We start from the raw sequence: 15,583 nt of genomic DNA, 5'->3' as shown, positions 1-15,583 counted from the left end.
TATGAGAATTTCTTATGCGTGGTTACGAGATTATTTAAAGCTGGATTTGCCAGCCGATGAATTAGCAGAAAAAATTGAACGGACTGCTGTCGAAGTCGACGGTGTTATCCGCCCAAGCGAGGGCTTGAAAAAAGTAGTCGTTGGGCATGTCTTAGAATGTGTGCCGCATCCTAACTCCGATCATTTACACATTTGCCAAGTTGATGTTGGCGAAGCTGATCCGATTCAAATCGTTTGTGGTGCGCCCAATGTGGCGGCTGGACAAATGGTGATTGTGGCCTTACCAAACTCTTGGATTGGTGGTCACACGAAGATCAAGCGCAGTAAGATGCGTGGTGAAGTCTCTAACGGGATGTTATGTGCGTTGGATGAATTAGGCTTTGATGAAAAGCTAGTGCCCAAAGAAGTTGCGGATGGCATCTTTATCTTGCCAGCCGACGCTACCCCTGGCGAACCGGTCTTCTCCTATTTAGGGATGGACGATGAAATCATTGACATGTCGGTTACGCCTAATCGTGGTGACATGTTGAGCATGAACGGCACAGCTCATGAATTGGCGGCTATTTATGACCAAACCCCAACGATGCCTAAAGTTGACTTAACTGAAGATGCAGCTGATTTGGCTGATGATGACTTGAACATTACGGTTCAAGCCGATGAACAAGCGGTGCCACAATACAAGATGCGGTTGATCAAGCATGTCACAATCAAGCCAAGTCCATTATGGCTCCAAATTCGCATCTGGAATGCTGGCATGCGCCCCATCAATAATGTGGTCGATGCCACCAACTATATTTTGATGCAATACGGCCAACCTTTGCATGCGTTTGATTTCGATCAATTGGATGCTGGTCAAGTTAATGTGCGTTTTGCGAAAGCCGGCGAACAATTAACGACGTTGGATGGTGAAGAACGCGACTTGTTAGCAACTGATTTAGTTATTTGCAGCAATGATAAGCCAATTTGTTTAGCTGGGACGATGGGTGGTTTGGCGACTGAAGTTACTGACCAAACCACGAGTATTGCCTTAGAAAGTGCGATCTTTGATGCCGTTAAGATCCGGAAAACGGCGCACAATCATAACTTGCATAGTGAAGCATCGATGCGTTACGAACGGGGCATTGATCACGGTGCGACCGAAAAGGCTTTAGATGCTGCCGCAGCGATGATTGCCAAGTTAGGTAATGGGACCGTCACTAGTGGTGTGGTGGTAGGTCGCGATGAAGACGTTAAGCCCGTTGAAGTGGCAATTACGTTAACGCGAATCAACCACGTTTTAGGCACCGACTTGTCATTAGACACGGTTAGTGACCTCTTCAAACGGCTTGACTTCCCAACCACTGTAACGGACGATACTTTCAACGTGACGGTGCCTTCACGTCGTTGGGATATTCATATTCCAGCTGACCTGATTGAAGAAGTCGCTCGGTTATACGGCTATGATAACTTACCATCGACGTTACCAACTGGACAACCAACCATTGGTAAGTTGAATGAAACCCAACAAGCCATTCGCGATGCGCGGAAATTAATGGAAAGTGCCGGTTTAACACAAGCGATCAGTTATTCATTGACCACGGACAGTAAAGCGCGGGCCTTTGCCTTACATGCGAGTGATGTGACGACCTTAGACTTCCCAATGAGTTCTGAACGGACCACGTTACGGTTGAGCTTGATTGCCGGATTATTGGATGACTTAGCCTATAACAATGCCCGTAAAGAACAAGATGTGGCCTTGTATGAACAAGGGCGGGTCTTCTTCAGCCAACCAGAACAAGTTCGCCCTAAAGAAGTGGAACATTTAGCTGGTGCGATTACCGGTTCGATGGTTAAGACTGCCTGGGATACGGCCGCTACACCAGTTGATTTTTACCAAATCAAAGGTATTGTGGCTGGTTATCTGAAGAGCTTAGCCTTGGTTGATCCGATTAGTTACGTCGCGACCACGGCCCATGCTGAGATGCACCCTGGTCGGACCGCTGATATTTATGTTGGCGACCAGTTAGTTGGTTTCGTCGGTCAGATTCATCCAACGACAGCCAAAGCTTATAAGATTCGCGAAACGTATGCCTTCGAATTGGACTTGGCGGCCTTGATTGCTTTGCCAAAAGCGCGTCAACAATACCAGCCAATCTCGAAGTTCCCAAGCATTACCCGGGATGTGGCGATGCTAATTGATGATACGGTCACTAATGCCGATATCGTGGCCTTGATCCATGACAAAGGTGGGGCTCACTTACAAGATGTCCACTTGTTTGACTTATACAATGGTAAACACGTGCCAGAAGGTAAGAAGTCCTTAGCTTATACGTTGACATATCAAGATCAAGCCGCCACGTTGGTTGACGAAGATGTGACTAAAGCCTTTGATAAGGTCTTGAGTGCTTTAACTGAAGACTTAGGTGCTGAAATTCGTTAGTGAGCGTTGATTTTTGCCACGTTGGTTAGTAGTGTTCTGGCAAGTACCTAGTCACAAATGAGTTTAAAAATAGAATTTCCAAGTAACAGCTCGTAACGATGAGGTTACGGGCTGTTTGCTTAGATTACAATCGCACTAAAAAAAGTTAAAAGTCTTGAAGAGTTCGTGCAATGCACCGGTCGTTTTTGTATAATTGAAAAGATGAATAATTAGATGGAGGGGCGAAACTTGAATAACGACCAAAACAAACCGGATCAATCTGATCCGCAAGACCACGGCACGACCGAACAGGCCAAACGAGTGGTCCAGAAGCAACGTAAATCATTTTCCAAGCATGTCATTGGTGGCGTTATTGGGATTTTAGTGATTTTATTAATCATTGTCGGCTTTTTAGGTTATCGATACTTTGATAATGCGACCCAGCCGTATAATCGGCATGATAATCAAGTGGTTCAAGTTGATATTCCTTTTGGGGCCAACAGCAAAAAGATTGCGGAAATTTTGCAATCCAAGAAGATTATCAAGAGCGGCTTTGTGTTTGACTATTGGACGAAAGCCCATAACTTGTCGAATTTCCATGCCGGTTATTACCAATTAAAGCCGTCGATGTCGTTGGCGCAAGTGGCGAAAGCCTTGAATAAAGGCGGGTCATCCGAACCAATTCAGAGTTCAACGGGGCGGGTGTTAATCGTTGAAGGTAGTCAGATCAAGACGATTGCGAACACCGTTCAAAAGCAGACCGACTTTACGTCGAAAGAATTCTTAGCGTTAATGAAGGATCAGGCTTTCATTAAGTCTTTAGCACAGAAGTATCCTAAGCTGTTAGGCTCTGCGATGCAAGCTAAGCATGTTCGGTATCGCTTGGAAGGTTACTTATTCCCAGCAACGTATCGGGCTGATAAGAAGACAACGTTGAAGCAGCTGGTGACGCAAATGGTTGGCAAGACCGATGCGGAATTGGAACCATATTATAAGCAGATCAAGAAGTCGAAGATGTCGGTTCAAGAGATTATGACTTTAGCCTCATTGGTTGAACGTGAAGGTAGTACGACGAAGGATCGTCAGATTATCGCCGGGGTCTTCTTAAACCGATTAGCTGCGAAATGGCGCCTAGATTCTGATATCTCCGTGTTCTACGCGATTAACTCAACGAAATCAACGTTGACGAATAAAGATCTTCAATCCACCTCGCCTTACAACCTCCGTTTACACTTGGGTTATGGGCCAGGACCGTTCAACAGTCCAAGCTTAGTCTCCATTAAGGCCGTCTTAGATCCAGCTAAACGTAGTAAGGACTACATGTATTTTGTGGCTGACTTGAAGACTGGTAAAGTCTACTATGCCAAGGATGACGCGGGACATGCGGCGAATATTCAAAAAGTTGCCAAGCACAATGAATCTAGTAATTAAAATCGAGGCTAATTAATCAAATGAGTGAAACTAAACATCGCCGGCCCATCGTTATTGGTGTGACCGGGGGCTCTGGTAGTGGGAAAACGACTGTCAGCAAGGCCATCTATAACCAATTATCAGGTCAATCGCTACTAATCTTGCAACAAGATTCTTATTACAATGATCAAAGTGACATGACGATGGCTGAACGCCGCGCCGTCAACTATGACCATCCGTTGGCGTTTGATACCGACTTGATGATCGATCAAATCAAGACGTTATTACGCTACGAACCCATTGAAAAGCCGGTCTACGATTACGAACAGTCTACTCGTAGCAGTGAAACCATCCATCAAGAACCACGCGACGTGATCATTGTCGAAGGGGTCTTGATCTTAGATGACCAACGGCTACGTGATTTAATGGATATTAAAGTGTTCGTTGATACCGATGACGATATTCGGATTATTCGCCGGATTCAGCGGGATATTAAGGAACGTGGGCGGACCCTTGATTGGGTGATTGAACAATATTTAGCGACCGTTAAACCGATGTATCACCAGTTCGTTGAACCTACGAAACGTTATGCCGATATCATTGTTCCTGAGGGTGGCGAAAACGAGGTGGCCATTGATTTGTTAACGACGAAAGTACGTTCAATTCTATAAACCAGTGACTGTGGCGGGCAAATTTTTGCTTTTAGAGTTTACAATTAAAATCCGGCATGGTAGGCTGGTCAATGTTAACGATTTAATGAAATAGAGGAGTGGAACAAGTGGCTGAAGATAAAACATACCCAATGACGGCGGAGGGGAAAGTCAAGCTCGAACACGAACTTGAAGACCTTAAGATTAACCAACGCCCAGAAATTATTAATCGGATTAAGATTGCCCGGAGTTATGGCGATTTATCCGAAAACTCAGAATATGAATCAGCAAAGAATGAACAAAGTTTGCTTGAAAACCGGATTAAAACGGTTGAACACATGTTACAATACGCTGAAATTATCGATAGCGATCAGATCGATGCAACCGAAGTTTCAGTTGGTAAAGTCGTGACTTTTAAAGAATTACCCGATGAAGATCCTGAAACCTACACCATTGTTGGTGCGGCTGAAGCTGATCCGATGGAAGGTAAGATCTCAAATGATTCACCAATTGCCAAGGGCTTGATTGGCCATCATATTGATGAAGAAATCAACATCAATATTCCAGCTGGCTCCATGAAAGTTAAAATCTTAAAAGTTGAAAATGCTTAAGTTTTGCTGACAACTTGAACTTAAAAGCGCGCCTCAATTAGCTTGATAGCTAACTGGGTCGCGCTTTTTTGCGGTTAAATGTAGATGATGGTGATACTTCCTAATGAGACGCCACCAGTCAGATAAAGGACTGGTCCCGCCGTACCTACGTCGGGTTTACCATCATCAAAGTTGGCTAGGCTGACATCGAGATCACTCTTAACTTGCCAATTCTGCGGGATATAGAGTTCAGCGCTACCGAGCGAGACATCAAGCTTGATGGTCGCCTGATTATCCTGCAATTGCACGTCATCAAAGTAAACTTTGACGCCCCCCATAGCGACCGTGATGTTAGCGGCACTTAAGTTGGCACTGTGTAAGTAACGAATCGAACTCGTCATACTGACGTTGATGGCCGCGATATCATCGTTAATCGTTGCCTGATCAGTATGATCGTCGTGAAATTGACGGTGGTGATGATGGTAATAACTGTGACCACGCGCCCAATGTTGCCAGCGCCGAGGAAAAATTAAGGTTAAACCGAAGCTTAATAGTAGTCCCGCGACAATCATCGTCCACGGGGTTAAAGCGGTAATCCCAAGTGGCCGCGCGTAAATGACGGCTAAAAAGACTAATGACATGATGATACTGAAAAAGTCTAAGTAGCGTAACCCTTTAATTAAAAATCCCGCTAAGACTAAAGTTAAAAATAGGGTGAATAGGTTGACACTAATGGCCAGTAAGCCTAATTGATTCGTAATTAGGAGTCCCGCACCAATGATTAAAAAGCCACCCCAAAACCAACGTGGTTGCATAAGCATTACCTCTTTTTCTCTAAAGTTTGTTTTAGTTGTTTGTAATAGCGTCGTGACGCGTAAAGCTGTTTCGGTGAATCTTGAAACCCAATCAGATTACCAGTCAGTGATTTGGTCAGTGCATAGATTGCGGCGGTATTAACAATTGCTGATTTAGAGACGCGTAAAAATGTTGATGGTAGTTGCGCTTCTAATTGATACAGCCGGGTGGTCGTGGTGTAAACGGCCGTGGTGGTGTGTACGCGAACGACGTGTCCGTCAGCTTCGAAAAATAAAATAGTTGTGACTGGTAATTGTGTGGTCTGCCCACGCTGTGAAACGGTTAACGTAGCTGGGGACTGATCAACTTTTTTTAGGGCGTCAATCAGTTCAGCAGTCGCCGCTTCGGCAGTAGGAACGTGCAACGTTAGTGTCGGTTCCGTTAGCCGCGGGTCGACCTGAATGTGCAGTTGCAAGCGTCCCACCTCCTTGGTGTTATTAGTACACCATAATTTAAAGGACCTGTAAATACTTTTAGCCTGAGTGGTCATTAACGGGGCATAAGTGGTCACTGGCTTTGTTCAATAATCGGCAAAGTTGCTTTTTAGCCTTGAATAGTGGACAATACCTGTAAACGATTACACTGATGGGGTGACAACATGCAAATAACAATTACGGATGCAGCTAGCAAATGGTTTCATGATGATATGGGGGTGACAACGGGCAATGGGGTCCGTTTTTATGGCAAAACTTATGGGAAGACCGCGGTCCATAGTGGCTTTTCAATTGGGGTCATGCGTGATGATGACCCGCACAAACCGATTACGACGACGGCTAAAGATGGCGTGACGTATTACGTCAATGATCGGGATGAGTGGTTCTTTAAAGGCTATGATTTGACGGTTGATTATGATGCGGATAATGACGGCCCTAAATACGAGTATCTTGCAAATCATGAAGGGTAAATTGACCGTCTCCGTCGATCAGCAGATTCGCGATGGGGCGGACCTGCAGCCTAGGTCCTCGACACGGCGAACCTGCTGGTCACTACGACCAAAACTGATTTTGGTCTGGCTTTTGAAACTTTTGTACTAAGGTCAACAGTGTGACTGAACACTTTAGTTAGTTTTACTGATTAAAGTGAACGGTCGTTAATACAGGCGTACTTAACGTCGGGCGGTCCAGAATTGGCTCAGTGGTGTCGTTTGACTTAGACGAGTGATCTTCTCGGCTTAGTCAAAGCCCGGCTTGTGAGACCGAACTGTGGCTCGCAAACGCGGCCACCACGTTCCAGCCAATTCTGGGCCAACCAGAGTGGCAAATTTAGCATGACATACAAAAAATGTGTTACAAAATCATTATCGATTTTGTAACACATTTTTTTACTAGCGATTAATCAGTTTTGCGACGGCGTTTAACACCAAACCAAGCAAGGGTCCCAACTATCCCGATGCCGCTGGCGATTAAGCCAGGAACCAGTAATGGTGGCCGATACGTTAAGGTGACCTTGTGTTTACCTTGACTTAACGGCACGGCGACAAAGGTATGAATAACTTTCTTGGTGGCGACGGGCTTGCCATCAACTTTGGCATGCCAGCCAGCAGAGTAGGGGATCGTCGTCATTAAGACTTGGTGTTTTTGCTTAATATTGATTGTCCCAGTCAACTTGCTGCTGGAATGCTTAGTGATCGTCCATGGTGACTGTTGTAGCTTGCGTGCAGACTTGGCAAATTGTTGATTGTCAAGTTTGTAAAGCGTGAAGTTTTGCAACCACAAGGACGTTTTCTTCATTTGAATCCCAAAGGTAACCGTCTTACCTTTACTATTAGTGGCCACATTGACCGCAATCGTATGGCGATAAGTTGGGTATTGTTTGAGTTCTTTGCCGTTCAGATAAAAGCTGGCGTTCGACGGTGTGAGATTCTGTCCCAGTGTAATGTAGTAAGAATCATTCGTCTGCGGCGTGAATTTAAAGTAAATTGAGCCGGTCTTCGCCAAGTTTTGCTTATTAACGACTGAACCAGTTAACGTGACGACTTTCTTCACGTTTTGGAAGACGACCTGATCAAAATTCTCCGCTGAAATCAGCGCGGAGGTTGATCGATTGGCTAACGTTTGATAGAGCAGCTCTTGACGCGCCACGGGATCACCGGTCGTTTTGGATACTTTAAGCTTGAGAATCTTATCGTTGGCACCAAAGCCTAAGCCTAGTGCGTAAGGATTCTTGTAGACGGTGGCCTGACTATTACTCAAGGTAATTTGCTTGCTGTAATGCTGCAGGTCGGGCTTGGTACTCGTAACGGGAATATAACTATTGTAGTTGTTATTGTCCGCTTGGGCACTCGGTACCGTCTTATCCATAAAGTATTGCATATCCAGTAGTGAATCGGTTATTAACGTCCCGTTAGAATAAGTGACGACCCCATCACCATCCGGTTGGCCAATCGAGCCGAAGAAATTCGGGATGATGCTTTCAAAGGTCGAACTAAAATGATCAGCGCCGTTATAAGCGGCTTGCAAGGGATCATCCTTAGTCCGGGTGAACGTCTTACCAATCCGATAGAAGTTGTGGTCTTGTTTTTGAATGCCACTGACAGTCGTGTCCAAGGCTTGTGTATACTGGCCGAATTCAGCTTGTGACACGTAAGAAATATTATTTAGCGACGCCACTGCATTGATTGTCATGTCAGTCGCAACTAGTAATAAGGCGACGACTTGATACAGCCACAGTCGGCGTTCTTTGGGCAACACAAGTAAGACCAATGAAATGGCGGCTAAGCCAACTGTAATCATGAGATTAGCGGCATCGACATAGCTCACGTGTTTTAAGTTTAAGGCGACGGTGATCAGACCGGCAGCAATTAAGCCTAACGCGATAACCGCCTGCCACAACTTGATGGTTAGTTTCTCAGTCAATGTCTGTGCTGCAATCCAGACGACCCAGAAGCTAAAGACAAAGGAGAAGCGGTACGGATACCAGACTGGAAATTGATCGGCGTGCCAGAATAAGTCCAGCGGGCCGTAACAAAATGACAAGAGTAAGAAGGCCGTGATGAGACCGACACTGACTTTTAAGGACCATTTGAATTGGCGACTTAAGAAGAAGACGATAAAGCCAATGATGGCTAACCAAGCAATGTAAACATTGGGTTGTCCAGCAGGCATCTGGTCAAAGTTGAAGCTGCCAATCACGTACTTGGCAAGCATCTTCCATGGCTTGTATTCAAATTTCCAGCTGATTTTAGTCACGTTATACTGGGCTTTACTTTGTAGCAACGCATAGAGTGTTGGTAATAGTAGCCAAGCTGATAAAAGTACTGAAAGCAGCCCACCCCAAGCAAATTTAGCGGCTTGGATCAACATCGTTTTAAAGTTTTGCCAATATTTGGTGGCCGCGTAAAGCCAGTAGAGACAACTAAAGAGGATGACCATGTAACCCATATAATAGTTGTCAATCAGCATGACCGTTAACCAGCCGGCAAACCAACGAATCTTGCCGGTCTTAAATAAACGTTCAAGTCCGAGAATAACTAGTGGTAAAATAGCAGTAGTGTCTAGCCAGATTAAGTTCAACTGGTTAGCAACCATCCAGCCCATCATGGCATACGCGGTACTGAAAATTGGCACGAGCCAGCCGCGTTGGGTACGGGTCTTAGTTAATAGCCAGGCGAATGCGAGACCGGCGCAGCCATATTTTAATATGGTCATTATGAAGATCCCAACGGTAATCGATTGACCTGGGAAGGCCAGTAAGATTAAATTAAAGGGACTCATTAAGTAGTAGGCCCAGACGCCCATCATGTCGCCCCCGATGGTCTTCGAGAATGAATAGAAGAACGCACTCGGGTCGTGCAAGAGGGTGTGTCGGAAGTAGGAGAAGAGATCAACGTATTGTTGCCCCATATCGACGGTCAGCAGACTGCTGGAACCAAAGGGCGCCATGTGTCGATAAATAAAATAGCCGGTCATTAATATTAATGGCAGCCAAAAACTTAGCCAAAGCGGCCAAGTACGCTTGTCAAAAATACGACGGATTTTCAAAATGCCACCTCAATCTTTTTAAAATATTCAGCCAATTATTTAGAAAAATCAAAAAAACATTAAAATCTAGAATAACGGCTGAAATTTTTATGCCTATCGTATAGAATAGCATAAGTAGCGCAATTATCTAGGATTGCTAGGGGCATCTGACGAAATTTTGTTAAATGTTTACTAAAGTTTAAGAACGGGAGCTTGAGAATTGAAACTGTTTAAAAAGATTTCTGCAAACCGTGACCCTAATAAGTCACATATTCCTTTTCGATTGAATTTTTTATTTTTCATCGTCTTTCTGTTGTTTGCAGCCTTGATCGGTCAGTTAGCCTATTTACAAGTTGATTATGGTCAGAAGTTTGCAACCGAAGTTAACTCCGCTAACAACACGACGGCCACGGCGAGCGTGCAACGGGGGTCAGTCTATGATTCAACCGGCCGGGTCTTAGTTGGGAATAAGTCGCATCAAGCGATTCAATATACCAAGGGCCTGAATGTGGCGGCTGATAAGATGTATACGATTGCCACTAAGCTGGGTCAATACCTCACAATTTCAACGTCGAGTTTGACGGATCGTAATCGGGCGGATTATTACTTAGCTAACAAAACCAACCTCAAGGCGGTGGCGAAGCATGTTAAAAATTCGACTGATTCCGATGTCTTGTATGACCGCGAAGTGAAATATACGGAGCAAAATCTCATTAAATCGATGACGTCCAGTGAAAAGAATGCGGCGGCTATTTATGCGAAGATGAGTGGCGCCTATTCCTTGTCAACCGTCAATCTGAAGTCGACCGGGGTTTCAAATACCGAGTTGGCTGAGATTGGGGAACATCAATCCGAAATGCCCGGGGTCAAAGTTGGGACAAGTTGGACACGGAGTTATCCGAACGGAACGAGCTTGAGTAGTGTGCTTGGGGCGGTTACGACTGAAAAGCAAGGGCTGCCAAGTGATGATGTGAAGACTTTGTTGGCAGAAGGCTATTCTCGGGATGATTCCGTGGGTCAAAGTCAATTGGAAAAGCAATACGAAAACGTCTTAAAGGGGACGAAATCTCAGACTGAGGTGAAGACCCAAGATGGCGTGATTCAAAAAGAAATTAAGAAATATGGTGGTCAAAAGGGTGATAACCTGAGCCTGACCATCAACTCGAAGTTCCAAAAAGCCGTTCAAAGTATCATGATGTCGCAAACGAAATCTGTTGGGAGCGGTAATCCTTATCTACCAGGAGCTTATGCTGTTGTCTTGAACCCGCAAACTGGGGCAATCTATGCCTTAGCTGGGGCGAGTCGTGATCTGTCGACAGGTAAAGTCACTGAAAATGCTTTAGGAACCATTAACCAAACCTTCGTTATGGGGTCGGTTGTTAAGGGTGCCACGGTTATGGGTGCGTTACAGTCGGGTGTCATCACGCCAACTAGCAGTACGATGACGGATACCCCAATTAAGTTGGCTGGGACGGCAACCAAGAGTTCTTGGTTCAACAAGTCTGGGAGTGCCAGCATTCCATTGACTGCTTCAGAAGCAATGGAAGTTTCTTCTAACTCGTACATGATGCAGTTGGCGATGAAGGAAGGTAACTTTAATTATGCTTCTGGTCGGGGCTTGACGATGTCAACGTCAGTCTTCTCTAAATTACGTGGCTACTTCAACGAATTTGGCTTGGGTGTAAAGACTGGGATCGATCTACCAGGTGAAGCAACCGGGTTCCAAGGGGACTCAAGTCGTAAAAGCATTGGTAAAGCGTTAGACTTGTCCTTCGGGAACTACGATGCGTATACCACGATCCAAGTTGCCCAATATATTGCCACGATGGCTAACGGCGGCCGCCGGATTGCGCCACACATTGTGTCATCGATTACTGGGACTAACGCGGATGGTTCACAAGGTAAAGTGCAAACTAACGTGACGCCGCGCGTCTTGAATACTGTTGATGTGCCATCATCGTACTTTGATGTCGTCCAGAAAGGGTACTACTTGGTGGTTCATGGGACGAGTGCTTATAAGACGGGGTCTGATTTAGCTAGCTTGTCACCACAAGTGGCCGCCAAGTCTGGGACGGCCGAAACGTTCCATGGGTCGACTTCAACGGAAACCTTGAGTCTGGCAACTTATGCACCATACAATAATCCAAAAGTTGCTATGGCGATTGTCTTCCCCGGGATTTCTAGTGGTGGGGTTGCTAACACCACGACGGCTAAGTTAATCTACAAAGAGTTCTGGAAGTATTATTCTAAATAAAAAAATCACTGCTTTTAATGTCAGTATCTTAATTGATACTGGCATTTTTTAACCATTAATGGTATAGTAATTCAAGTTAAGGGTTCCGGCCCTGTATTATGCGAATGAGTTTGGAGGGTCAACAACATGCGGGTACACATTACACTTGAATGTACAGAATGCCATGAACGTAACTACTTATCTTCAAAGAACCGTCGGAACAATCCGGATCGGGTTGAATTTAAGAAGTATTGTCCACGGGATCATAAAGTAACATTACATCGTGAAACGAAATAACAGCAGGGTAACCTGTTGTTTTTTCTGCGACATTGTCAGTTGGCAATGTGACGCTCATTTGTTGGCAAATGCGGGTTGGTCTTCCAATCACGCCTGTTGATGAATGAGTTTTTTTAGTTTTAACCTAAAATAAACTGGGGGCCCGACAAATGGAGAAAAAAGCCTTTCGACAACAGCAGATTCAACGATTAAGCCAGCTCACTGAAGCTGACCGTGACCAGCAGAATGCGTCTTTGCAACAGCAGTTGTTTGCAACTGACGCTTGGCAACAGGCTCAGACGGTGGCCATCACCATTAGTAGTGCTATTGAAGTTGCGACGCAGCCATTGATTGAAGCAGCTTGGCAAGCAGGTAAGCAGGTTGTCATTCCGAAGACCTTACCACATCGGCAGATGGCCTTTATCCCGTATACGTCGACCAGTCAGTTGGCGCGGACTAAGTTTGGCATTTTAGAGCCGACTGCGGGTGACCCGGTAGCTAAGGCTGACATTGATGTTATCTTAGTGCCAGGCTTGGGCTATAGTCGAACGGAACATGCTCGCATCGGTTTTGGCGGCGGTTACTACGATCGCTATTTGGCAGATTATCCGGGTACTAAACTAACTTTGGCTTACCGCGAGATGGCGTTTGATCACGCCGAATGGCCAGTCGATGCGTATGATATTTTATTAGATGAGTTATTAGTAGCAGAGGATGGTGTTAATGACAGAGATTAAACGATGGTGGCAGACGCAACCAGCCGTGACCCATATCTTATTAGGACTCACTGTGGCGGTCTTTTTAGTTGAATGGCTATTAGGCGGCAGTACGGTTTCTTACGTGCTATATATGTTGGGCGCTAAGAATGATCAGGCGATTATAGCTGGCCAATGGTGGCGCTTGTTCACGCCGATTTTCTTACATATGGGTTTGATGCATATTGTAGTCAATGGCGTGGTGATTTACTTTATGGGGATGCAGATTGAAGCACTGTTTGGCCATTGGCGGATGTTATTACTGTATCTACTAGGTGGGATCAGTGGCAACGTGATGAGCTTTGCGTTGTCACCGAATCAATCAGTCGGCGCTAGTACCGCTATTTTTGCCCTGTTTGGGGCGTTCTTAATGGTTGGCGAGTCTTTCTGGGAAAACCCGGTAATTCGACAATTAACGCGGCAGTTCTTACTTCTGACAGTCATGAATTTGGTCTTTGATATTTTCTCAACGGGGATTGATATCTGGGGCCATGTCGGCGGATTAGCGGGCGGTTTCTTATTGGCTTACGTTGTCGGGGTGCCGCGGATCGGTCAGATTCCACGGACCAAACGAATTCTGGCAGGGATTACCTTAGTAATCGCATGGATTGCGCTAGTAAAATTAGGTTTTACAAACTGGCAATAAACTGTATAATTAATCGAGGATATGCACATGAAGACACTTTACGATGTCCAACAATTACTGAAGAAATTCGGCGTTTATGTCTACGTGGGCAAGCGGATTTGGGATATTGAGTTGATGGCGATCGAGATTGATCATTTGTATCAAGCTGGGGTCATTGATGCCAAGTTGTACGCTCGCGTAAAGGTCGTCTTGAATCATGAGCACCGAGTAGAAGCAGCACATGAGCAATCAGCTGACGGTGATGAGCACCGTTAACTAGGGCTTTAGTAAGTTGATATTCGGCAATAACCAACACGACTGGTTGATTCAGTCGCATCACTTAGATGGAGGGATTTTGTAACATGGATCGCAAATTAATCGGAGTCGACCTTGGTGGGACGACTACTAAATTCGCTATTTTAACTGAAAATGGTGACATTCAACAAAAGTGGAGCATCGAAACAACGATTTTAGATGAAGGGGCACACATCGTGCCCAACATCATCGACTCTATTAACCATCATATCGACTTATATAAGATGGATAAGTCAGACTTCGTCGGCATCGGGATGGGAACTCCTGGGACGGTTGATCTAGACGCTGGGACCGTTATCGGCGCCTACAACTTGAACTGGAAGACCTTACAACCTGTTAAGAAGCAGATTGAAGCTGGAACTGGGATTCAATTTACTTTGGACAACGATGCGAATGTCGCTGCTTTGGGCGAACGCTGGAAGGGCGCTGGCGAAAACGGTAACGATGTTGTCTTTGTGACCCTTGGGACTGGTGTCGGTGGCGGTGTGATCGCTGGCGGCCACTTATTACACGGGGCAGCTGGCGCGGCTGGTGAAATCGGTCATGTGACTGTTAAACCAGATGGCTATATGTGTACTTGTGGCAAGCGCGGTTGTTTGGAACAATATGCTTCCGCAACCGGGGTTGTGCACGTTGCTCGCGATATGGCTGAAGAATTCTCTGGCGTCTCAAAGTTAAAGCAACTCTTAGATAATGGTGAAGAAATCAGTTCTAAGATTACCTTTGATTTAGCTAAAGAAGGCGACGTCTTGGCACAAAGTGTTGTTGACCGGGTCAGCTTCTACTTAGGCTTAGCTTTAGCCAACGTTGGTAACACGATGAACCCGTCATCCATCATTATTGGTGGCGGGGTTTCCGCAGCCGGCGACTTCTTATTACGTCAAGTCGACCATTATTTCAAACAAAACACATTCCCAACCGTTCGTAACACGACTGAATTGAAGTTAGCGGTGTTAGGTAACGATGCTGGGGTTATCGGTGCGGCTTCATTAGCGCAACGGTTTATCTAAACTAGATACTGATTAAGTCTGGAGATTGAGTTCTTCAGGCTTTTTTCGTATTGAAAAATTTTAGGATTAAAGCAGTTTTGATGTTCAAAAATGAATATGACGCTTGGTGCTAGTTGGTTTAACCTGCCACTCTGGTTGGCCCAGAATCGGCTGGAACGTGGTGGCCACGTTTGGAAGCCAAGGAGCGGTCTTCCAAGCCGGGCTTTATCTAAGTCGGAAAAAGCGCCGACTAAGATAAACGACACCACTGAGCCAATTCTGGCCCGTCCGCCGTTAGTTAACGGATATTAAAAAATAAACGATTGATTATTTTTAATTCGGCTATTTAGGTAATCAGCAGGCGGTAATTTCAACTAGCACTAAGCGTGGATATGGTATTTATAATGATTTCTAACAGTTGGCACGGATCGAATGACAATTAGTGTCTTTTTATAATAGGTCTGACTTGCCCCCGAAAGTCAGCGTAAAAAAGGTATCTCCCCAGTCTAAAGTGGTTGATGGATTCAA

The 15,583-nt window shown here is 45.3% G+C and carries 14 protein-coding genes; 11 read left to right on the top strand and 3 right to left on the bottom strand.

Translation table 11 applies throughout. From position 1 onward, the window contains the following. Position 1: 1 nt before the first annotated feature. The 4 genes from pheT to greA all read left to right on the top strand — a co-directional run bounded on the left by pheT (position 2) and on the right by greA (position 5,069). Positions 2 to 2,419 (top strand): phenylalanine--tRNA ligase subunit beta, encoded by a 2,418-nt coding sequence (gene pheT / locus FFM80_RS05300; protein WP_137639847.1) that lies wholly within the window; start codon positions 2 to 4, stop codon positions 2,417 to 2,419. Positions 2,420 to 2,632: 213 nt separating this feature from the next. Beyond that, entirely contained in the window at positions 2,633 to 3,829 is a 1,197-nt protein-coding gene (gene mltG / locus FFM80_RS05295) for an endolytic transglycosylase MltG (protein WP_137639846.1), read from the top strand. 20 nt (positions 3,830 to 3,849) lie between these two features. Further along, a complete protein-coding gene (udk, locus tag FFM80_RS05290) occupies positions 3,850 to 4,479 on the top strand; it encodes a uridine kinase (RefSeq protein WP_137639845.1) in 630 nt (209 codons plus the stop codon). Positions 4,480 to 4,586: 107 nt separating this feature from the next. Next, on the top strand, positions 4,587 to 5,069 hold the full coding sequence (gene greA / locus FFM80_RS05285; protein WP_137639844.1) for a transcription elongation factor GreA: 483 nt from the start codon (positions 4,587 to 4,589) through the stop codon (positions 5,067 to 5,069). A 74-nt stretch (positions 5,070 to 5,143) separates the two neighbouring features. Here the strand turns inward: greA and FFM80_RS05280 are convergent, their stop codons facing one another. Beyond that, positions 5,144 to 5,863 (bottom strand): LiaF transmembrane domain-containing protein, encoded by a 720-nt coding sequence (locus FFM80_RS05280; RefSeq protein WP_137639843.1) that lies wholly within the window; start codon positions 5,861 to 5,863, stop codon positions 5,144 to 5,146. 5 nt (positions 5,864 to 5,868) lie between these two features. Further along, entirely contained in the window at positions 5,869 to 6,327 is a 459-nt protein-coding gene (locus FFM80_RS05275; RefSeq protein WP_223877301.1) for a LytTR family DNA-binding domain-containing protein, read from the bottom strand. 174 nt (positions 6,328 to 6,501) lie between these two features. Between FFM80_RS05275 and FFM80_RS05270 the strand changes: the two genes are divergently transcribed. Beyond that, positions 6,502 to 6,807: a HesB/YadR/YfhF family protein gene (locus FFM80_RS05270; RefSeq protein WP_137639841.1), complete on the top strand. Its 306-nt coding sequence runs from the start codon at positions 6,502 to 6,504 to the stop codon at positions 6,805 to 6,807. Between the two features lie 427 nt (positions 6,808 to 7,234). On the opposite strand, the gene FFM80_RS05265 is transcribed toward FFM80_RS05270, so the two are convergent. Continuing rightward, complete coding sequence (locus FFM80_RS05265) at positions 7,235 to 9,883, bottom strand: YfhO family protein (RefSeq protein WP_137639840.1); 2,649 nt, start codon at positions 9,881 to 9,883, stop codon at positions 7,235 to 7,237. Between the two features lie 199 nt (positions 9,884 to 10,082). Here FFM80_RS05265 and FFM80_RS05260 point away from each other — a divergent pair, with 199 nt between their 5' ends. From FFM80_RS05260 to FFM80_RS05235, 6 genes are all read left to right on the top strand, one after another. Beyond that, positions 10,083 to 12,116, top strand: coding sequence for a peptidoglycan D,D-transpeptidase FtsI family protein (locus FFM80_RS05260; protein ID WP_137639839.1), 2,034 nt, complete (start codon positions 10,083 to 10,085; stop codon positions 12,114 to 12,116). Positions 12,117 to 12,242: 126 nt separating this feature from the next. Beyond that, positions 12,243 to 12,392, top strand: a complete 150-nt coding sequence (rpmG, locus tag FFM80_RS05255) for a 50S ribosomal protein L33 (protein ID WP_137607457.1) — start codon at positions 12,243 to 12,245, stop codon at positions 12,390 to 12,392. A gap of 149 nt (positions 12,393 to 12,541) precedes the next feature. Then, positions 12,542 to 13,108 carry a 5-formyltetrahydrofolate cyclo-ligase gene (locus FFM80_RS05250; RefSeq protein ID WP_137639838.1) on the top strand — a complete coding sequence of 189 codons (567 nt, stop codon included), beginning with the start codon at positions 12,542 to 12,544 and terminating at the stop codon, positions 13,106 to 13,108. After that, entirely contained in the window at positions 13,095 to 13,772 is a 678-nt protein-coding gene (locus FFM80_RS05245) for a rhomboid family intramembrane serine protease (protein WP_137639837.1), read from the top strand. Before FFM80_RS05250 ends, FFM80_RS05245 begins: the two co-directional genes overlap by 14 nt. 27 nt (positions 13,773 to 13,799) lie before the next feature. After that, the gene (locus FFM80_RS05240) at positions 13,800 to 14,027 is read left to right on the top strand and encodes a YqgQ family protein (protein WP_137639836.1); all 228 of its coding nucleotides are present in this window, start codon (positions 13,800 to 13,802) and stop codon (positions 14,025 to 14,027) included. 86 nt (positions 14,028 to 14,113) lie between these two features. Then, positions 14,114 to 15,076 carry an ROK family glucokinase gene (locus FFM80_RS05235; protein WP_137639835.1) on the top strand — a complete coding sequence of 321 codons (963 nt, stop codon included), beginning with the start codon at positions 14,114 to 14,116 and terminating at the stop codon, positions 15,074 to 15,076. Positions 15,077 to 15,583: the final 507 nt, after the last annotated feature.

This window comes from Lactiplantibacillus dongliensis (assembly GCF_005405105.1).
In the GTDB taxonomy this organism is placed as follows: domain Bacteria; phylum Bacillota; class Bacilli; order Lactobacillales; family Lactobacillaceae; genus Lactiplantibacillus; species Lactiplantibacillus dongliensis.
Note: the sequence above shows the minus strand (reverse complement) of the source record. Positions and strands in the feature narration are given on the sequence as shown.